Source organism: Achromobacter sp. HZ01 (assembly GCF_003267925.1).
In the GTDB taxonomy this organism is placed as follows: domain Bacteria; phylum Pseudomonadota; class Gammaproteobacteria; order Burkholderiales; family Burkholderiaceae_B; genus Achromobacter; species Achromobacter pulmonis_A.
Genome location: NZ_LWKV01000002.1, coordinates 539,594 through 558,363 on the forward strand (window position 1 = coordinate 539,594; position 18,770 = coordinate 558,363).

General features: G+C 69.6%; 9 protein-coding genes. 5 read left to right on the forward strand and 4 right to left on the reverse strand.

Annotated features, from left to right (window positions below):
- Positions 1 to 230: 230 nt before the first annotated feature.
- On the reverse strand, positions 231 to 9,893 hold the full coding sequence (locus A6B37_RS11665) for an autotransporter-associated beta strand repeat-containing protein (protein ID WP_111825830.1): 9,663 nt from the start codon (positions 9,891 to 9,893) through the stop codon (positions 231 to 233).
- A gap of 313 nt (positions 9,894 to 10,206) precedes the next feature.
- Here A6B37_RS11665 and A6B37_RS11670 point away from each other — a divergent pair, with 313 nt between their 5' ends.
- A complete protein-coding gene (locus tag A6B37_RS11670) occupies positions 10,207 to 11,865 on the forward strand; it encodes a CYTH and CHAD domain-containing protein (protein WP_102773964.1) in 1,659 nt (552 codons plus the stop codon).
- 19 nt (positions 11,866 to 11,884) lie between these two features.
- Here A6B37_RS11670 and ftsY read toward each other — a convergent pair whose 3' ends face one another.
- Positions 11,885 to 13,153, reverse strand: a complete 1,269-nt coding sequence (gene ftsY / locus A6B37_RS11675; protein ID WP_168202180.1) for a signal recognition particle-docking protein FtsY — start codon at positions 13,151 to 13,153, stop codon at positions 11,885 to 11,887.
- Here ftsY and rsmD point away from each other — a divergent pair.
- The 4 genes from rsmD to A6B37_RS11695 all read left to right on the forward strand — a co-directional run bounded on the left by rsmD (position 13,152) and on the right by A6B37_RS11695 (position 15,865).
- Complete coding sequence (gene rsmD / locus A6B37_RS11680; protein WP_111825831.1) at positions 13,152 to 13,718, forward strand: 16S rRNA (guanine(966)-N(2))-methyltransferase RsmD; 567 nt, start codon at positions 13,152 to 13,154, stop codon at positions 13,716 to 13,718. The two genes, ftsY and rsmD, sit on opposite strands and share 2 nt — an antisense overlap.
- Positions 13,719 to 13,776: 58 nt before the next feature.
- Positions 13,777 to 14,280, forward strand: a complete 504-nt coding sequence (coaD, locus tag A6B37_RS11685) for a pantetheine-phosphate adenylyltransferase (RefSeq protein WP_102773965.1) — start codon at positions 13,777 to 13,779, stop codon at positions 14,278 to 14,280.
- A 116-nt stretch (positions 14,281 to 14,396) separates the two neighbouring features.
- Positions 14,397 to 14,648 carry a YfhL family 4Fe-4S dicluster ferredoxin gene (locus A6B37_RS11690; protein ID WP_043547072.1) on the forward strand — a complete coding sequence of 84 codons (252 nt, stop codon included), beginning with the start codon at positions 14,397 to 14,399 and terminating at the stop codon, positions 14,646 to 14,648.
- Positions 14,645 to 15,865 (forward strand): benzoate/H(+) symporter BenE family transporter, encoded by a 1,221-nt coding sequence (locus tag A6B37_RS11695; protein WP_168202181.1) that lies wholly within the window; start codon positions 14,645 to 14,647, stop codon positions 15,863 to 15,865. Before A6B37_RS11690 ends, A6B37_RS11695 begins: the two co-directional genes overlap by 4 nt.
- A 7-nt stretch (positions 15,866 to 15,872) precedes the next feature.
- Here A6B37_RS11695 and A6B37_RS11700 read toward each other — a convergent pair whose 3' ends face one another.
- Complete coding sequence (locus A6B37_RS11700) at positions 15,873 to 16,259, reverse strand: MOSC N-terminal beta barrel domain-containing protein (RefSeq protein ID WP_111825832.1); 387 nt, start codon at positions 16,257 to 16,259, stop codon at positions 15,873 to 15,875.
- Positions 16,256 to 18,751, reverse strand: coding sequence for an AsmA family protein (locus A6B37_RS11705; RefSeq protein ID WP_111825833.1), 2,496 nt, complete (start codon positions 18,749 to 18,751; stop codon positions 16,256 to 16,258). Before A6B37_RS11705 ends, A6B37_RS11700 begins: the two co-directional genes overlap by 4 nt.
- Positions 18,752 to 18,770: the final 19 nt, after the last annotated feature.

Below are 18,770 nucleotides of genomic sequence, written 5' to 3' on the forward strand. Positions count from 1 at the left end.
GCCTGCGCCGTACCGTGTTCCTTTGCGCCGCCCGGCAACGGGCGGTTTTTTTTGGAGGGCGATCTTGCGGCCCGCATGGGACGTAGGATGGGTGCAGCGCGAGAGTCCTTGAGCAAGAACTCATATCTCAAACGCGCGAAACCCATCAGGCGGCGCCAGCCGCCGTTTTTCGTGGCAAGAACCAAAACAACCGGCTCCCGCCGCCCGATGCATTACGCCCCATCTCCCCATCAGAACCGGATATTCAACCCCGCCCTCACCCCGTGGTCCTGCGCCGAACCGGCAAGCTGCCCCTGGTATGACAGGCCGAACGACGCCCTGCGGTTGATCCGCACTTCCAGCCCGGCCTCGACCACCGCGCTGTTCTTCGCGATGGGCACGCCCGCCACGGTGAACGACTCGCCGGCCGAGAACGCCTGGACGGCCACCGGCTTCACGTCGCCGAAGGCGTGGCGCCAGCCCAGCGAACCGCGCGCCGCGGCCTGCGCGCCGCCCAGCTCGAAATCGGTGGAGGCGCGCGCGCCCAGCGTGGTGTAGGTGGTTTCGTTGGTCTGGCTCTTGCCGCGCAGCGCGGCCGCGCCGCCGCTTTCGCGATAGCCGTCCGTCTTGAGGTTGACGTAGGCCGCGTTGGCGAAAGGCTCGATCGCCGCGGCCGGCGTATCGATGCGGTAGCTCAGGTCGGCGTAGACCTGGGCCGTGCGGCCGTCGTAATCGGCCTTGAGGCGCTCGGACATGCCGGACATGGAAACCGATCGACGGGTCGTGATGTCGTGCCAGCTGTAGGCAAGTCCGCCGCGCAGGCCCAGCTTGCCCCACTGTCCGCCGCCATAGGCGCCCAGGTGGTAGTTGTCGCTGTCGCCCGAGGACGAACGCTGCTGCACGTCGAAGTCGGTGCGGCTGTAGCCGGCCATCAGGCCCAGGCGCCAGGCCTCCGACACCGGCGTATCCACGCCCATCACGAAGCCGCCGCTGGAACTCTTGGCGCGGGCCGCGTTGCCGTCGCCGTCGATATGGCTCCACGACCCCGTGGCCTGCAACCAGGTCGCCGGCCCGCGCGCATCGGCCGGCGCCAGGCGCGCGCCGTCTCCGGCCGAGGCCAGCACCGGCGCGGACACGGCGCCCACGCCGCCGGCCGCCGCGCGCAGGCGCTCGGCCACCGCGTCGCGCACGTAGCGGCTGTCCTGCAGCAGCACCGTCCTGGCCGAGGCATGGATCTCGCCGGACAACTGGTCGAAGGCGCCGCGCAGCAGCGGCGCGTCGTCGGGCAACTGGGCCACCGCGTCGTAGACGCGATGGCCGCCGGCCATGCCGATGCTGTCGATGGCGCCGGCGGCGGCGCGCTGGTTGCGCGTGGCCGCGGCCGAGATCATGGGCGTATCGTTGCGCGCCAGTTCCAGCGACACGCGGCGCGCGTCGTAGTCATAGGCCAGACTGGGCGTGAGGAAAGCGAAATCGGAGGTGACCGCGTCGAACTGGCCGGAAAGCGCGCCGTCCGCCGACAGGATGGTATAGCGCGAGCGCAGCCCGTAATTGCCGTTGGCGCCGATATGGGCCACCGATCCGCCGTCCAGCGCGGCGTTGCCGGTGACGTGCACGAGGTCGGCCTCGGGCCCCGCGGGGTTGGTTTCGACGGCGAAGCGCGCGCCGCGCTGCACCGCCAGATCGCCGTCTATGGTCAGGGCGCCGATGGAGTTGCCCGGCGACAGCACGCCGCCGGCGGCCACCGTAATGGTCGACCCCGCGCCGGAACCGACGGTGCCGTTGCCGCCCAGCACCCCGCCCGCGCCGATGCTGATCGAACCGCCCAGCCGGCCCTGCATGGCCAGCCGGCCGCCGTTGACCGTGGTGGTTCCGCGGTAGCCAGAACTGTCGCCGGTCAGGCCCAGCGTGCCCGCGCCGTTCTTGACGAACGAGCCGGTCCCCGACATCGCGCCGCCATAGGACGCGTCGGCCGCCTGCTCGAACACCAGCGTCCCGGCGTTGTCGATGTCGCCGCGGATGGTGGCCGCATTGCCGACCAGCGTGCCCGCCAGGATGTGCGTATTGCGATAGGCGTTGCCGGCGTTGTCCAGCCGCAGGATGCCCGCGCCGGACTTGACCAGATCGCCGGCGCCCGTCACCTCGCCGGTCAGTCCCAGTTCGGTGCCGCCGGCCACCTCGAAGCGGCCGGCCTGGGCCAGCGTGATCGAACGCGCGATGTCGAACGAGCCCATCGTCGCCAGCGTGCCGCCGCTGAATCTCAGCGCGCCGGCCGCCGCGCCCAGGTTCGCGTCGCGGTCGATCTGCAGGGTGCCTCCGGCGATATTCGTGCCGCCGGTATAGCGGTTCTCGCCGCTCAGCACCAGCGTGCCCGCGCCGGCCTTGGTCAGCGTCTTGCCGTTCCAGCCGGTGGCGGCGTTGGGTGCCTGGTCGGCCAGCGCGGTCGCGACGACGAAACGGTCGCCGGCGTTGGCCAGCGTGAACGTACCATGCGCCAGATTGTTGCCGGCGCTCCATGCCAGGCTGTGGCTGGCAAGGTATTGCCGGCCATCGGCCGACTTGCGGGTCTTGACGGACAAATAGTCCACCGCGCCGGCGAATCCGCCCACGCTGACCGATGCGAAGTCGCCCCTGATGCCGCCAAGCGTATCGATCAGCACCTGGTCGAGCTGGCTGGCGTCCGAGATGCCGCTCAGGTTGAACGCCACGCCCACGCCCAGCGTGACACTGCCGGCCGTCAGCGACGGCGCGGCCGCGCCAACCCCGATATCCAGCGCGGTCCCGTCGCCCATGGCGACCTCGCCCGCCACGTCCAGCGTCGCCGGGCCTTGCACCGACAGGCCGCCGCCAGCCACCTTCAGATTGCCGGCCAGGCGGTTGGCCGCGCCCGCCACGCCGTTGCCGTACTGCAGGACGCCGCCGGCCACTTCCGCCAATCCGCCCAGCACGCCCTGCACCACCAGCCGGCCTTGATCGACCGTAGTCTTGCCCGCGAAGCCGGCATGATTGCCGCCCAGGTCCAGCGTGCCCGCGCCGCGCTTGAACAGGTCGCCGGTGCCGGCGATGGAGCCGCCGAAGAGGCCGTCGACCGACTGCTCGAACACGAGCGCGCCGGCATTGTCGACGTTGCCCGAGATCGAATTCGCATCGCCGATCAGCGTGCCCGACTGAATCCAGGTGTTGCCATAGGCGTTGCCGGCATTGCTCAGGCGCAGCGCGCCCGCGCCCGCCTTGACCAGATCGCCGCTGCCCGTAATACCGCCGGTCAGGCCCAGGGAAGTGCCGGCCGCCACGTCGAAACGCCCCGCCTGCGCCAGCGTAAACGTGCGCGACGTATCGAAGCTGCCAGCCGTGGCCAGCGTACCGCCGCCGAACGCCACGCCCCCCGCGATATCGCCCAGGTTGGCGTCGCGTTCGATCCGCAGGACGCCGCCGTCGATGCGCGTGCCGCCGCCATACGTGTTGCCGCCGGCAAGCGCCAGCGTGCCGCCCCCGTCCTTGACGAAGGCGCCGGTTCCGGACACCGCGCCGTTCAAGTCCAGCGCGGTGCCGGCCACCACGTCGAAGCGGCCCGATTGTGCCAGCGCCACCGCGCGCAACGTGGAGAACGTTCCCGTCGTCGCGAGCGTGCCGCCGTTGAAACTCAAGCCGCCCGCCGCGTCGCCCAGGTTCGCGTCGCGCGCGACCTGCAAGATGCCGCCTTCGAGGCGCGTGCCGCCGCCATACGTGTTGCTGCCGGCAAGCACCAGCGTGCCGGCCCCTTCCTTGACGAAGGCGCCGGTCCCGGACACCGTGCCGTTCAGGCCCAGCGTCGTGGCCGCGGCCACGTCGAAGCGCCCGGCCTGCGCCAGCGTCACGCTGCGTGCGATGTCGAACGTGCCGGTGGTGGCCAGCGCGCCGCCGTTGAAGGTCAGGCCGCCCGCGGCCGCGCCCAGGTTCGCGTCGCGGCCGATTTGCACCGTCCCTTGCTCTATGGCCGTGCCGCCGCCATGGCGGTTGCTGCCGCGCAGGACCAGCGTGCCCGCGCCCTGCTTGACGAGCGCGCCGCTGCCCGCCACCGTGCCGTCCAGGCCCAGCGCAGTGCCGGCGGCGACGTCGAAGCGGCCGGCCTGGGCCAGCGTCACACTGCGCGCCGTGTCGAACGAGCCGGTCGTCGCCAGCGTGCCGCCGCTGAAGTTCAGGCCGCCCGCGGCCGCGCCCAGGTTCGCATCGCGGTCGATCTGCAAAGTGCCCCCGGCGAGCTGAGTGCCGCCGGTGTAGCGGTTCTCGCCGCTCAGCACCAGCGTGCCCGCGCCGGCCTTGGTCAGCGTCTTGCCGTCCCAGCCGGTGGCGGCATTCGCGGCCTGGTCGGCCAGCGCCGCCCCTATCGTGAAATGCTCGGCAGCACCGGCCAGCGTAAAGTTGCCGTGCGCCAGGTTGTTGCCGCTCGTCCACGACAGTCCGTAGCTGGCAAGGTATTGCAGCCCGCCGGCCGCCTTGCGCGTGTTGACGGACAGGTAATCGACCGCGCCGGCGAACCCGCCCACGCTGACCGACGCGAAGTCGCCGTTGATGCCGCCCAGGGTACCGATCAGCACGCGGTCGAGCTGGCTGGCGTCCGAGATGCCGCTCAAGTTGAACGCCACGCCCGTGCCCAGCGTGACGCTGCCGGCCGTCAGCGACGGCGCGGCCGCGCCAACCCCGATATCCAGCGCGGTCCCGTCGCCCATGGCGACCTCGCCCGCCACGTCCAGCGTCGCCGGGCCTTGCACCGACAGGCCGCCGCCAGCCACCTTCAGATTACCGGCCAGGCGGTTGGCCGCGCCCGCCACGCCGTTGCCGTATTGCAGGACGCCGCCAGCCACTTCCGCCAATCCGCCCAGCACGCCCTGCACCACCAGCCGGCCTTCCGAAACCGTGGCCTTGCCCGCGAAGCCGGCATGATTGCCGCTCAGATCCAGCGTGCCCGCGCCGCGCTTGAACAGGTCGCCGGTCCCCGAGATGGAGCCGTTGAAGACGCCATCGGCCGACTGCTCGAACACGAGCGCGCCGGCATTGTCGACGTTGCCCGAGATCGAATTCGCATCGCCGATCAGCGTGCCCGACTGAATCCAGGTGTTGCCATAGGCGTTGCCGGCATTGCTCAGGCGCAGCGCGCCCGCGCCCGCCTTGACCAGATCGCCGCTGCCCGTAATACCGCCGGTCAGGCCCAGGGAAGTGCCGGCCGCCACGTCGAAACGCCCCGCCTGCGCCAGCGTAAACGTGCGCGACGTATCGAAGCTGCCAGCCGTGGCCAGCGTACCGCCGCCGAACGCCACGCCCCCCGCGATATCGCCCAGGTTGGCGTCGCGTTCGATCCGCAGGACGCCGCCGTCGATGCGCGTGCCGCCGCCATACGTGTTGCCGCCGGCAAGCGCCAGCGTGCCGCCCCCGTCCTTGACGAAGGCGCCGGTTCCGGACACCGCGCCGTTCAGGCCCAGCGTGGTGCCGGTCGCCACGTCGAAGCGGCCCGACTGCGCCAGCGCCACCGCGCGCGACGTGGAGAACGTTCCCGTCGTCGCGAGCGTACCGTCGTTGAAACTCAAGCCGCCCGCCGCATCGCCCAGGTTGGTGTCGCGCGAGACCTGCAAGACCCCGCCCTCGATGCGCGTGCCGCCGCCATACGTGTTGCTGCCGGCAAGCGCGAGCGTGCCGGCCCCGTCCTTGATGAAGGCGCCGCTTCCGGACACCGTGCCGTTCAGGCCCAGCGCCGTGGCCGCGGCCACGTCGAAACGCCCGGCCTGCGCCAGCGTCACGCCGCGTGCGGTGTCGAACGTGCCGGTGGTGGCCAGCGTGCCGCCGTCGAAGCTCAGGCCGCCAATGGCGTCGCCCAGGTTCGCGTCGCGCGCGACCTGCAGCGTGCCGCCGGCCAGCGTCGTGCCGCCCTCGTAACTGTTGCTGCCGGCAAGCACCAGCGTGCCCGCGCCGTTCTTGACCAGCCCGCCCTCGTATGACACTGTGCCACTCAGGCCCAGCGCGGTATCCGCGGCCACGTCGATGCCGGCCGTCTGCATCAGGATGACAGCGCGCGACATATCGAACGTGGCCGTGGTCGCCAGCGCTCCGCCGAAGAACACCAGCTCGCCCGAGCCCAGGTTGGCGTCGCGGCCGATGCGCAGGACGCCGTTGTCGATATAGGTGCCGCCGTAGTCGTTGGCGCCGCTCAAGGCCAGCGTGCCGCCGCCTTGCTTGAGCAGCACGCCGTTGCCCGACACCCTGCCGTTCAGGCCCAGCGTCGTGCCGCCCTGGACGTCGATGATGCCGAATTGCTCCAGCCGGACCGTGCGCGAGGTGTCGAAGGCGCCGGCGGTCGCCAGCGTGCCGCGGTCCAGGGTCAGGCCGCCGGCCGCCGCACCCAGATTGGCGTCGCGCGTGACCCGCAGCGTGCCGTCTGTGACCGTCATGCCGCCGCCGAAGGTATTGGTTCCCGTCAGCTCCAGCGTGCCCCAGCCGCTCTTGACCACCCTGCCGGCGCCGGATATGGCGCCGCCGAAGATGGCGCTCGGACTCTGTTCGAATTCCAGCGTGCCGGCGTTGTCGACATTGCCCGAGATCGAATTCGCATTGCCCGCCAGCGTGCCCGCCAGGATCGAGGTATTGCCGTAGGCGTTGCCGGTATGGCTCAGGCGCAGCGTGCCGGCGCCGGACTTGATCAGATCGCCGCTGCCCGAAACGATGCCGCCCAGCCCCAGCGTGACGCCCGCGGCCACGTCGAAACGCCCTGCCTGGGCCAGCGTGACGGCGCGCGAGGTGTCGAACCTGCCCGTCGCGGCCAGCGCGCCGCCGTCGAGTTTCAGTGCGCCGGACGGATAGCCCAGATTCCGGTCGTGATCGACTTGCAGGACGCCGTCCAGAATCGTCGTGCCGCCGCCATAGTAATTGTCGCCGCGCAGCGCCAGCGTGCCGGCGCCGGCCTTGACCAGCATACCTGCGCCCGAGATCTGGCCGTTCAGGCCCAGCGTCGTACCGCCAGCCACATCGAAGCCCGCCATCGCTGTCGCATCGAGGACGACCCTGCGCGAGATGTCGAAGGTCGACGTGGTCGCCAGCGCGCCGCCGCCGAGCAGCAGGGAGCCGGCTCCCGTGCCGAGGTTGGCGTCCGGATCGATTCGCAGCGTGCCACCGGTAAGCACCAGCAAGCCGGCGTAGCTGTTGACGCCGCGCAGGGCCAGGGTGCCGGCGCCGTTCTTGAAAAACGGGCCGGCGCCCAGCAGCGGACCGTCCAGCCCCAGTGTGGAGCCGGCCGCCACGTCGATGCTGCCGCCAGTATCCATCAGGACGGCGCGCGAGGTGTCGAAGGAACCCGTGGCCGCCAGGGTGCCGCCATTGAATGTCAGCCCGCCCATTGGCGCGCCCAGATTCGCATCGCGGTCCACCTGCACCGTGCCGCCGTCCAGCACCGTGCCGCCGGTGTAGCGGTTGTCGCCGCTCAGCACCAGCGTGCCGGCGCCGCGCTTGGTCAGCGTCCTGCCGTTCCAGCCCAAGGCGGCGTTGGCCGCCTGGTCGGCCAGCGCCGCGTTCACCTCGAACCTGTCGGCCGCGCCGCTCAGCGTGAACGTACCGTGCGCCAGACTATTGTTGGCCATCCATCTCAGGCCGTAAGACGCCAGATAACGCCGGCCGTCCTCGGACTTGCCGGCATTGACGCCCAGATAATCCACGCCGCCGCCGTTGCCGCCCACGCTCACCCGGCCGAAGTCGCCACTGATGCCCGAGCGGGTGTCGATCAGCACTTGCTCGGCCGGCCCCGCGCCGTCGATGCCGTTGATGGCAAGCGCCACGTCCGCGCCCAGCGTGACGCTGCCGGCCGTGATGGCGGGTCCGCCCGCGCCCGCCCCGATATCCAGGGTAGTGCGATCGGCCATGCCGATGTCGCCGTCCACCGTCAGGGTCGCGGGGCCCTGCACCGACAGCGAGCCGCTGTAGACCGGCAAATTGCCGGTCAGCTTGCTGGCCGCGCCGCTCGCGCCATTGCCGAACTGCAATACGCCGCCGTTGACTACGGCCGAGCCGCCCAGCGCCCCCAGCACCAGCAGCCGGCCCTCCGACGCCACGGTGCTGCCGGCATACGCGGCGTGGTTGCCGGTCAGGCTCAGCGTGCCGGCGCCGGTCTTGACCATTGTTCCGAATCCGGTGATGGAACCGCCGAAAACCCCGTCGGCGACCTGCTCGAACACCAGGATGCCGCCATTGTCGACGTTGCCGCGGATCGAACTCGCGTTGCCGAGCAGCGCGCCCGACTTGATCCAGGTATTGCCATAGGTGTTGCCGGGATTGCTCAGGCTCAGCATGCCCCGGCCGGTCTTGACGAGGTCGCCGCCGCCCGATATCTCGCCGGTCAGGTCCAGCGTCCGGCTTTGCTCCACGTCGACACTGCCGGTCTGCAGCAACGTGATGGCGCGCGAACTCGTAAAGGACTCCAGCGCCCGCAGCGCGCCGCCGTCGAACACCACCTTGCCGTTGGCGTCGCCCAGGTTCGCGTCGCGGCTGACCTGCAGCATGCCCCCCGCGAGCACGGTGCCGCCGGTATAGCTGTTGTTGCCGTCCAGGGTCAGCGTGCCTTCGCCCGCCTTGGTCAGCGTCCTGCCGTTCCAGCCCTTGGCAGGATTGGACGCCTGGTCGGAAAGCCCCAGGCCCAGGGCGAAGAAATCCTGCGCATTCTCCAGCGTGAACGTGCCGTGGGCCAGGTTGTTGCCGGCCGTCCAGCTCAGGTCGTAGGTGGCGCGGTACTGCCGATTGTCCGCCGACTTGCCGGTATTGACGGTGAGATAATCCACCGGCCCCGAAAACCCACCTACATTCACCGTGGCGAAATCGCCGCTGATGCCGCTGGCAGTGTCGATCAGCAGCGCATTGAGCTGGCTCTCGTCGGCGATGCCGCTGAGCTTGAACGCCACGCCCTGGCCCAGGGTCACGGAATCGGCCCACAAGACGGGGCCGCCTGCGCCGGCCATCACGTCCAGGACGGCGCCGTCGCCCAGGCCGATGTCGCCGCCCACCGCCAGCGTCGCGGGGCCTTGCACCGACAGCGTGCTGCCGGCCCCCGACACTTTCAGATCGCCGCTGAGGCGGCTTGCCGCGCCGGACACGCCGTCGCCGTACTGCAAAGTCCCGCCGGTCACTTCGGCCGAGCCGCCGAGCGATCCCAGCACCAGCAGCTTGCCGCCCGACACCGTGGTCTTGCCATTGAACCCGCCGTTGGCGCCCGTCAGGACCGTCGTACCCGCGATCTGGTTCAAGCGGTGGACGCCCGAGCCGGTGCTCTTCAGGCCCGCGGAAAACGGGTGGAGCGTCTCGGTGTGATTGAAGTTCAGTGTGGCGTCGCCGCCGCCGAAGCGGATTTCGTTCGCAAGCAGGGCGCCGCCGGTCTCGGCCGCGAAGCCGAGCAGCCCGCCGATATTGATCGTGCCCATCCCGCCCGCGACGGGCGCCAGCATGACGGTTCCCGTACCGCCGCCTACCTCGACATACCCGCCATTGACGAGGCTCAGCGTGCCGGCGCCGCCCGCACCGATGGACAGGCCGCCGTGCAACAGCCAGTTAGAACCCGGGTCCTGAACGGTCACCATGCCGAAGCTGCCGGGTGCGTTGCCGATGACGCCCTGTGCATTCTCCATGCCCGAGCCGTCGGTGATGGACAAGGTGCCGGCGCGGGTATTGCCCACGATCAGAGCGACGGCGGGATCGTTCCAGGCGAGCGGATCGTTCGGGAAGACATCACCGAAGCGGATCCACGCCGCTCGCGATTCGCCAGCCAGCAAGCCTGCCGCCACGGCAAGCGCGGCAACCAGCAGCAAGGGCCGCGCACCGCCCTTGCCCCGCCCTCGGGCATGTTCGCTCGCCACCTGCCACACGCCTGCACTGCGGTTGAAAACGATACGAAACGTACGGTTCATGGGGCTCTTCTAATTTGTAGCGCGGCCTCCGGGCGCGGAGCCGGAAGACGCGGAGATGATCGGCGCCGCGCGCGGGGTCGTCCGGCCGGCTTATTACAATTAGAAAAGCTATTCGTAACATTGCATATCACTGAAACTGGGTAATTGCCGGGTCCGCGTTACGCGGCCGTTTGCCCTCCCGGTTGCGGCTCGCGCCGGTTGTTGATGCGCCGCAAACACGTCTATGCTCCGTGTGAAATAAATATGACCGGTCATCAAATCAACGCCCCCGTTTAATTAAGATCTCGGCTTTTGCCGTTGGACAGCCGCCGCCATGTCGGAACAGGAACTGAAACTGCACGTGCCCGCGGCGTCCCGCCCGGCCGTATTGCGAGAGATCAAGCAACGCGAGGCGACCCGCATCCGCCTGCATGCGATGTATTTCGACACGCCCGAGCGCGAACTCGCGCGGGCCCGCATCGCGATCCGGCTGCGCCAGGAAGGCCGCGACTGGGTCCAGACCCTGAAGATGCCCGGCATCAACGCCATCACCCGGATCGAACTCAACCATCCGCGCCCCGGCCCGGTGCTGGACCTGTCGGTGTACGCGGGCACAGAGGTCGAGGCCGCGCTGGTCGCGGTCAAGGGCGAACTGGGCCTGCGCTACGAAACCGACGTGCAGCGCCTGCTGCGCAAGGTGCGCACGCGCTACGGCACGGTCGAGCTGGCCTACGACACCGGCATCCTGCGCGCCGGCGCGCTGGAACTGCCGATCTCCGAACTGGAATTCGAACTGGTTTCGGGCCGCCCCGCGGCCATCTTCGCGGCCGCGCGCGGCTGGCAGCAGCGCCACGCGCTGGTGCTGGACCCGCGCAGCAAGTCCGAACGCGGCGACGCGCTGGCCCAGCTGGCGCAGCGGCTGGCCGACGCCGACGCCATCCCGGGCGATGACCTGGAGACACGCCGCGCGCAGGCCATCGCCCAGTTCTGGGCGCCGCGCGGCGCGGCCGCGGTCAAGCTGCGCGAGGACATGACGGCCCCGCAGGCCATGGCCCGCATCGCCGCCGAATGCCTGGACCAGATCGCGCGCAACGCCTCGGTCCTGGCCGAGGTGGACACCGAGGACGTCTACCGCGCCGGCAATTCCGAACACGTGCACCAGCTGCGCGTGGGCGTGCGCCGGCTGCGTTCGGCATGGAAACTTTTCGACGGCTGGATCGCGCCGATCCCGGCCTCCCTGCTGGAAGGCGTGCGCACGCATTTCGGCGCCTTCGGCGCCAACCGCGACCAGGACGTGCTGAACGAAACCGTGGCGCCGGCGCTGATGCGCGCGGGCATGCCGGTGATCCCCATGGAAGCCGCGCCGCCCGAGCAGGACGCGCGCAGCATCGCCGGCGGCAAGGCCTTCCAGGGCTGGCTGCTGGATCTGCTGGAATGGAGCCTGGACGTGCCGGCCGCGCCGCCCGCCTCGGACGGGCAGCCCGTCGCCAACGGCACGCCCAGCGACGCCGCGCCCGAACCCGCCATCCGCCTCGAAGGCGGCGTGGCCGGTCCCAGCGTACGCCCCACCATCATCCCCATGCTCGCGCCCGAGCCCGATCCGCAGCGCCTGCGCAAGCAATTGGCGCGGCGCCTGCATCGCTGGCACAGCAAGGTGGCCGACCAGGGCACGCAGTTCGCGGCGCTGGACATTCCCGCCCGCCACGAATTGCGCAAACGCGGCAAGCGCCTGCGCTACAGCCTGGCCTTCGCCGAATCGCTGCTGCCCGCGGCCAGGCTGCGCGGCTATCGCAAGCTGCTGTCGCGGGTCCAGGACATTCTTGGGGAAATCAACGACCTGGCGGTCGCCAAGGACTACTACGAGTCGTGCACCGCCACCCATCCACAGGCGTGGTTCGCGCTGGGCTGGATCAGCGCCCGGCTGCAGGAGCTGGCCGAGGACGCGCAGCGCGCGTTCGACGACCTGGCCGCCAGCAAGCCGTTCTGGAAGTAGCGGGGCCGCGGGGCCGGAATCACTCCGCCAGCAAGGCGCCGGCGAACTCGTCCGCGACGAAGGGCTGCAGGTCTTCCAGGGCTTCGCCCACGCCGATCCAGTACACCGGAATCGGGCGCACGCCCTGGCTGCCCGCGGCCACCGCCGCCAGCGTGCCGCCCTTGGCGGTGCCGTCCAGCTTGGTCACGACCAGCCCCGTCAGGTTGATGGCCGCGTCGAAGGCGCGGATCTGCGCCAGCGCGTTCTGGCCGGTATTGCCGTCGACCACCAGCAGCACCTCGTGCGGCGCGGCGGCGTCGGCCTTGCCGATCACGCGGCGGATCTTCTTCAGCTCTTCCATCAGGTGCAGCTGCGTCGGCAGGCGGCCGGCGGTATCCACCATCACCACGCCCATGCCGCGCGCGCGGCCCGCGTTGACGGCGTCGAACGCCACCGCCGCCGGATCGCCGCCGTCCTGGGAAATCACCGTGACGTTGTTGCGGCTGCCCCATTCGATCAGCTGTTCGCGGGCGGCGGCGCGGAAGGTGTCGCCCGCCGCCAGCAGCACGCTGGCGCCCTGGCGCTGGAAGGTGTGCGCCAGCTTGCCGATGGAAGTGGTCTTGCCCGCGCCGTTGACGCCGGCGATCATGACGACCAGCGGCTGGGTGCGCTTGAGGTCGAACGCCCGCTCCAGCGGACGCAGGTGGTCGGCCAGCAGCTGGCGCAGGGCCGCCTTGACCTTGGCGGGGTCCTCGATGCGTTCTTTCTTGACGCGCGCGCGCAGCGCGGTCAGCAGCTTCTCGGTGGCCTCCAGGCCCGCATCGGCCATAATGAGCGCCGATTCGAGTTCCTCGAACAGGTTTTCGTCGACCTTGACGCCGACGAAAATGCCGCCAATGCTTTGGCCGGTGCGCGACAGGCCCTGCTTGAGCCGGGCCAGCCAGGACGCCTTCTTGGGCGCTTCGGCGGCCGGCGCGGGCTCGGCCACGGGCTCGGCGACAGGCTCGGGGTCAGGCTGGGGCGCGGGCGCGGCGACCGGCGCGGGTTCCGGCACGGGCGCCGCGGCGACCGGCTCGACCGGCGCTGCGGGCGGCGCCGGGATCGGCTCGACCTCGGGCGCGGCAGCCGGTTCGACGGCCGGCGCGGGAGCCGGCGGGGCGACCGGCGCGGGCGCGGATTGCGGCGCCGATGGCGCGGGCGCGGCCGGCTCGGCCGGCGCGGGAACGGGATCTGCAACCTCCGGCGGCGGCGCGGGCTGGGCCGGCGCGGCGGGCGGAGGGGATTTTTTCTTGAAGAAGCGGCTGAACATGGGTAACAAGTATATTCGTATCGTAGGGGGCCAATACCGGCGCACCCCCATCGCCGTGCCCGACGTGGAAACCTTGCGTCCCACGCCCGACCGGGTGCGCGAAACGCTGTTCAACTGGCTCAATCACCTGTGGGGCGGCGAATTCGCCGACAAGCAGGTGCTGGACCTGTTCGCCGGCAGCGGCGCGCTGGGCTTCGAGGCGGCCTCGCGCGGCGTGGCGCACGTGCAGATGGTCGAGCGCGATCGGACCGCAGCGGCCGCCCTGCGGACGCTGCGCGATAAACTCAAAGCCGACATGATACGCATCCACGTGGGCGATGCCATGCAGGTCACCGAAAGAATGGATGCGTCGCGGTTCGACCTCATCCTGTTGGATCCGCCTTTCGGCCAGGGTTGGCTGCCGCGCCTGTGGCCGCTGCTGCCGGGCATCCTGACCGAGCGCGGACTGGTCTACGTGGAAGCGGAAAACCCCATCGAAGCGCCCGAAGGATTCACGATTTTGCGGCAGGACAAAGCCGGCGCCGTCCACTATCACCTGCTGGAATTTGCTGCATTGCGCAAATAGATCAATAATCCGGGATTCGGAGGATGGTGTACACCACTAATAACGGTACGGAGCTCGCATGATCACCGCTGTATATCCCGGCACTTTCGACCCGCTGACCCGAGGCCATGAAGACCTGGTCCGCCGTGCCGCCACGCTTTTCGACAGAGTCGTGGTCGGGATCGCCATTAGCCGCAACAAGAAGCCTTTCTTCAACATCGACGAGCGCGTGGAAATCGCGCGCGAGGTGCTGGGGCACTATCCCAACGTGGAAGTGCAAAGCTTCGGCGGCCTGCTCAAGGACTTCGTGCGCGACCAGGGCGGACGCGTGATCGTGCGCGGCCTGCGCGCGGTGTCCGACTTCGAGTACGAATTCCAGATGGCCGGCATGAACCGCCACCTGCTGCCCGACGTCGAGACCCTGTTCATGACGCCCTCGGACCAGTATCAGTTCATTTCGGGCACCATCGTGCGCGAGATCGCCCAGCTGGGCGGCGACGTGAGCAAGTTCGTGTTCCCGTCGGTCGAGCGCTGGCTGCAGGAAAAGGCCAAGGAACGCCGCGAACAGTCCTGGCCGGGCTGAACCGCCGGTCCGATTTCTTTACCGCAGGGGCGTCCACGGCGCCCCTGCGTCGCGCCGCCCATCCGGGCGGCGGCGGTACAATGACGGTCGCCCCACCGCTCTTACCGTAGCCCGCCATGGCCCTGACCATCACCGAAGAATGCATCAATTGCGACGTTTGCGAGCCCCAGTGCCCGAACGAAGCAATTTCCATGGGCGAAGACTATTACGTGATCGACCCCGACCGCTGCACCGAATGCGTCGGCCATCACGACGAACCGCAATGCAAGGTGGTGTGCCCCGTGGAATGCATCGAACTGCATCCGCAATGGCATGAGGGCCAGGAACAGCTCATGGCCAAGTACCGTCGCCTGACCGGTGCAGCATGAGCAATGCAGCCCAGTCCAGCATAGACCTGCCCCCGCCCCGCCACCGCGCCCGCCGCGACCTTTCCGCCTCCGCCGTCGCGGCAGGCCTGGTCGCCGTGCTGGTCAGCTTCGGCGGCACCGCCGTGCTGATGGTGCAGGCCGGCCACACCGCTGGCCTGGACGCGGCCCGCATCGGTTCCTGGATCGGCTCGCTGAGCCTGGCGTTCGGCCTGGGCGGCGCGCTCTACAGCCTGCGCACCGGCCTGCCCATCGTCATGGCCTGGTCCACGCCCGGGGCCGCCCTGCTGGTGACCGCGCTGGCCGGCGTGCCGTTCGACCAGGCCATCGGGGCCTTCGTGCTGGCGGCGGCGCTGACGTTGGCCTGCGGCCTGTTCGGCTGGATCGATCCCATCCTGCGCCGCATCCCCGGCGAAATCGCCGCGGCCATGCTGGCCGGCGTGCTGCTCAATTTCGGCATGGGCGTCTTCAGCAGCATCAACCAGCAGCCCGCGCTGGTGCTGGCGATGTGCGCCGCCTACCTGGTGTGCCGGCGCCTGGCGCCGCGCTACGCGGTGCTGGTGGTGATGCTGGTGGCCATCGCCATCGCCTACGCGCTGGACCTGATGCAGCTCGATCTGCTGGACTGGCGCCTCACGGAATTCGTCTGGACCACGCCCGCCTTCAGCGCGCAGGCGGCGGTCAGCCTGGGCATTCCGCTGTTCGTGGTGGCCATGGCTTCGCAGAACCTGCCGGGCCTGGCCATTCTGCAGGCCGCCGGCTACCGCCCGCCCGCGTCCCGCCTGGTGGCGGCCACCGGCCTGCTGGGCCTGCTGGCCGCGCCCTTCGGCGCCCACAGCGTCACCATGGGCGCGATCAGCGCGGCCATCTGCACGGGCCCCGAAGCCCATCCTGACGCTGGCAAACGCTATATCGCCGCCGCCACCTACGGCCTGGGCTATGTCGCGCTGAGCGTGGTGGCCGGCGCCGTCGCGGTGTTCTTCCAGGCCCTGCCGCCGGCCCTGCTGGCGGCCCTGGCCGGCCTGGCGCTGCTGGGCACCATCATGGGCGGCATGGCCGCGGCCATGGCCAATCCGCAACGCCGCGAAGCGGCGCTCATCACGCTGCTGGCCACGGCGTCGGGCTTCAGTTTCTGGGGTATCGGATCGGCCTTCTGGGGCCTGGTGGCCGGCCTCGCGGCGCACGCGGCGTTCGAATACCGCCGCGCCTCCGCGTCGTAGAAAACGCTCAGGCCGGCCAGACCGCCACCGGCGTGTCGGGGTGCACCTTCATGATGCGGCAGGGCACCTGCACGAAATTCGAGATCCAGGCCGCGGCCAGCTCGCCTTCGTCGACCACGTCCACGACCTGCTCGCCGACCCGCATGCTGTAGCGCACGCTGTCGTCGTCCTCGATCACGTCCAGCGGAATGTCCAAGCGCAGCATGCCGGGCGCCTTCAGCGCCAGGTAGTCCATGCGCAGCTCGACGGCGACTTCAGCCAGGCGCGGGCACAGCTCGCGGTTGAGCCACTGCCCGGAATCGTTGGCGACCAGCCATTGGCGATGGTAGCCGGCGGCCTCAGGCTGCGCCGTGACGCCGCATTCGGCGATGGGTTGGAATGATTCCGCGCTCATTTGCCCAGCAGCCCCTTCAGTGCCTTGTCGATGCTTTCGCCGTTCTTGCCCTTGCCGCTGACCGCATCGCGCAGCTTGTTTTCAAGGCTGCGCTTGAGGATGGCGCCGACGGCGTCCTTCCACAGCAGCGTATAGCTCGGCTTGTCGAACGGCCCCTGGATGCGCACTGGAATGGTCACGTCCTTCAGGTCGATCAATTCCTTGCCTTCGGGATCGGCGGCCGGATTGACCACGCGCGCGCGCGCCACCAGGTCCAGCTCGCTCTTGACGAAGTCTATGGTGGCCGGCTCGCCCTGCGTCACGCGCAGCAGCGGCGACACGACGTTCAGGCGCTTCACGCTGGCCACGCCCTTGGCGAACGCCAGGTCCGCTTCCATTTCGGAGAATTCGGTCTGCTTGCTGGTGTCGGCCGGCACGGTCTCGTCCTGCGACTCCGGCTTGAAGGCCGCCTTCAGTTCGCGCAGCGTCTGCGTCAGGTTGATGCCCTTGACCGCGCCGTCGCGCAGGCGCAGCTGCATGGTGCCGCCCAGGCCCGCCTTCATGGCGTAGGCGTTGGCGCCGGCCGTCTTCAGGTCCAGCGCCAGGCTGCCCGTGCCGCTGAGCACGTTGCGCTTGGCCAGGTCCATCAGGAAGGGTTCGATCGCGATGCCCGCCAGCGACATCTTGCTGGCCAGCTGGTTGCCCTGCGCGGCGTCGACCGTCACGGCGCCGGCCAGCTTGCCGCCGTACAGGCCGGCCGTCAGGCTGGTGATTTCCAGCTTGCCCTTGTCCAGTTTCACCGTGGCGCCGACTTCGTCGGCCTTCAGGCCGCGCACCACCAGCTTGCCGACCTTCAGCGTGCCGTTGACGCTGGGGCCGACCAGCGCCGACAGGTCGATCGTATCGTCGACGGGCGCAGGCGCCGGCGCGGGCTGCGCCGGCTTGCTTTCGTCCTTCTTGCCTTCGGCCGGCTTGGCCGCCGGCGGCGTCACGGGCGGCACCAGCTTGTCCAGGTCCAGGGTGTCCACCACCAGCGCGAAATTGACGCGCGGCGCGTCGCTCAGGCGGGTGATGTCGGCGCTGAGATCGAACTTGCCGCCCTCCAGCACCGCGTTGATCTTGCTGGTGGCCTGGTCCTTCAGCAGGTCGGCGGTGACGCTGCCGATCACCGGAATCTGCAGGCTGCCCTTGGGCAGGCCCGGATCGGTGATGTTCACGTCGCCGCGCAGCGCCGACAGCGCGCCGCTGCGCATCAGCAGATTCAGCGACAGCGGCGAGGCGAAGTTCAGCTTGACCACCCGTTCGCCGCTCTTGGACGTGCTATCCAGCTTGGCTTCCTTGATGTCGAGTTCGCCGGCGTTGCCGCTGATGCCATTCAGGCCGAAGCTGGCGTCCAGGCCGCTGACCCGCACGCGGCCGGTCAGGGCCTCGCCGGTGGCCGAGGCGGGCGAGATATTGAGCGCAGGCGCGTCCACGGCGAACTCGAACGGGCCGTCGGCCACGCCGCCCTTGGCGCGAATGGCGAGCTTCTCGATCTGCAGCTGGCGCTTGTGCGGATCGATGGACAGCTTGGGCATGGCCACGCTGGCGTCCACGTTGGTCGCGGCGGCGGCCGGATCGGTCACGTCGCCCTGGAACACGACTTCCAGGCCGGCCACGTCCAGCGCCGACTTGCGGCCGTCGAACGCCAGGTTGCCGCGCATGGCCAGGCTCTTGGCTTCCGCGCCCGGCAGCTTGCCGTCCATGCGCAGGTCCAGCTTCTGCGCCGCGTAGCGCTTGGCCGAGGGGTCCAGCGTCAGCAGGGCCTGGCCGGTCAGGTTGGCGTCGACCCGCGGGTTGCCGCCTTCCACCCGCGCGGTCAGGCGCACGTCGAAAGGCTGGTTGAACGTGACGCGGCCGGTGTTGGCGTTGATCTTGGTGACGGCCACGGCCATGCCGCTGATCGCGTCCTGCAGCTGCACGGAGCCATCCTTCAGGTCCAGGCCGGCGATGTCGATCTGCATATTGCTGCGCCGCGGCGGCAGGCTGCCGTTGGTGATGGCCTGCGCCGCGGTCTCGGCCGCGCCCACCAGCGCCTCGGCCGGGTTGGCCGGCACTTCGGTGACCGGCGCCGTGCCGCCCACCAGATTGCTGAAATTGAATTGGCCGTCCTTGCCCCGGATCACGCGGGCCTTCAGGCCGCTGATGGCCACGTGGTCCACCACGAAGCTGTTCGACAGCAGCGGCCAGACGGCAACCGCCAGCCGCGTGCTGTCGATGGAGGCGAAGATCTCGGAGCTATTGGGCTCGGACAGCGACACGCCCTGCACCGACAGGCCGATGCGGGGAAAGAGCGACAGCTCGATCTCGCCGTCTATCGTCAGCGTGCGCTGGTAGCGTTGCTGGACAAGCTCTTCGAGCTTGTACTTGTACGCGTTGGGGTCGAATGTCAGCAAAAAGATGGCCAGGCCAACGACGGCCACGACAACCAACACAACCAGGCCTATCAAAATGCGCTTGAACCACGTTTTCATTGCTGCCCCGTCGGTACCT

Excerpts from the sequence above, each read along its gene's own strand:
- A6B37_RS11665 (WP_111825830.1), bottom strand. The coding sequence starts at position 9,893 with ATGAACCGTACGTTTCGTATCGTTTTCAACCGCAGTGCAGGCGTGTGG.
- A6B37_RS11670 (WP_102773964.1), top strand. The coding sequence starts at position 10,207 with ATGTCGGAACAGGAACTGAAACTGCACGTGCCCGCGGCGTCCCGCCCG.
- rsmD (WP_111825831.1), top strand. The coding sequence starts at position 13,152 with ATGGGTAACAAGTATATTCGTATCGTAGGGGGCCAATACCGGCGCACC.
- ftsY (WP_168202180.1), bottom strand. The coding sequence starts at position 13,153 with ATGTTCAGCCGCTTCTTCAAGAAAAAATCCCCTCCGCCCGCCGCGCCG.
- coaD (WP_102773965.1), top strand. The coding sequence starts at position 13,777 with ATGATCACCGCTGTATATCCCGGCACTTTCGACCCGCTGACCCGAGGC.
- A6B37_RS11690 (WP_043547072.1), top strand. The coding sequence starts at position 14,397 with ATGGCCCTGACCATCACCGAAGAATGCATCAATTGCGACGTTTGCGAG.
- A6B37_RS11695 (WP_168202181.1), top strand. The coding sequence starts at position 14,645 with ATGAGCAATGCAGCCCAGTCCAGCATAGACCTGCCCCCGCCCCGCCAC.
- A6B37_RS11700 (WP_111825832.1), bottom strand. The coding sequence starts at position 16,259 with ATGAGCGCGGAATCATTCCAACCCATCGCCGAATGCGGCGTCACGGCG.
- A6B37_RS11705 (WP_111825833.1), bottom strand. The coding sequence starts at position 18,751 with ATGAAAACGTGGTTCAAGCGCATTTTGATAGGCCTGGTTGTGTTGGTT.